This is a genomic window from Nocardia sp. NPDC003345 (genome assembly GCF_053589395.1).
The window spans coordinates 1-1,046 of record NZ_JBSFRU010000632.1; the positions used below are offsets into that span (position 1 = coordinate 1).

General features: G+C 66.9%; 2 protein-coding genes. One reads left to right on the top strand and one right to left on the bottom strand.

Features of this window, described 5'->3' with window-relative positions; translation table 11 throughout:
- Positions 1–92: 92 nt before the first annotated feature.
- Positions 93–530, bottom strand: a complete 438-nt coding sequence (locus ACWDU1_RS32540; RefSeq protein WP_450004250.1) for a MarR family winged helix-turn-helix transcriptional regulator — start codon at positions 528–530, stop codon at positions 93–95.
- A 60-nt stretch (positions 531–590) separates the two neighbouring features.
- Between ACWDU1_RS32540 and ACWDU1_RS32545 the strand changes: the two genes are divergently transcribed.
- Entirely contained in the window at positions 591–830 is a 240-nt protein-coding gene (locus ACWDU1_RS32545; RefSeq protein ID WP_450004251.1) for a DUF2530 domain-containing protein, read from the top strand.
- The last annotated feature ends 216 nt before the right edge of the window (positions 831–1,046 follow it).

The following is a 1,046-nucleotide window of genomic DNA, read 5'->3' on the forward strand; positions in this document are numbered from 1 at the left end:
GCCCTCGAAGCGACGTGGCGAAGCCACCGGTCTCGAGGGCTGACAGCAGACGCACAAGGGGGCCGAACCCTCGAGCGGCGGAGCCGCTCCAATTACTCAGAGTTGGCGACTATTTGATTCATTGTGGCTACGGCGCGTTCGAGGATTTCCAGTTGGTCGGGGTCCAGGGCCGAGAGTTGGTCGCTCATCCAGGCTTCGCGGGCGCTGCGTTCGTCGGCGAGCAGGGCGTGCCCGGTGGGTGAGAGCGAGACGATGATCTGGCGGCCGTCGGTGGGATGTGGATTACGCTCCACCAGACCGAGATCGGTGAGCGAGGCGATCACACGGGTCATGGACGGCGGCTGGACTCGCTCTTTGGCGGCCAGGGCCCCGGGCGTCATCGAACCCTCGTTGCCGAGGGTAGCCAGGACGGAGAGCTGGGTCAGCGATATCTGCGATTCCGCACGCCGCCCGCGCAGATGCCGCGTCAAGCGCACCACGGCCAGCGAGAGGTCGCTGGCGAGCGCCCGCACATCCGAGTGGGTATTCACAAAGTGAACCATACGTGACACGCTTCTGATCGGTGCGCGTACCGAGGTTACGCTGAACGAATGAACCCGCAGCTCCCACAGTTTCCGTCGTGGCTGACCGACCCGCGTCCGGTCCTGGCGCTGGGGAGCGCGCTGTTCGCCGTCGCCACCATCGTGGTCTGGCTCTCCGGCGACCGCTGGGAAACCACGCGGCCGGTCTGCCTGATGGGCCTGGCGGTCGGGGCGCTGGGCTATCTGATCTTCGCGATACAGCGCCGCGGCGCCCGGCGCGGTGACAAGGGCGCCCAGACAGGGCTCTGAGGGCGATACCGGATCATCCGAGGCCACGCGTGCCGCGGTGGCCACCCCGCCGACCTCGGTCGTCCCGCATTGCGGGAATTGACTGTTGAGGCCTATCCCGCCAAACTCGCTCTGGTGTCCTCCCGATTGAGCGTCGAAGAACGACGGGCCCACCTTATCGAGGCCGCGATCGGCCTTGCCGAGAAGAAGGGGGTCGCGGGTGGTGACTCCCGCGAC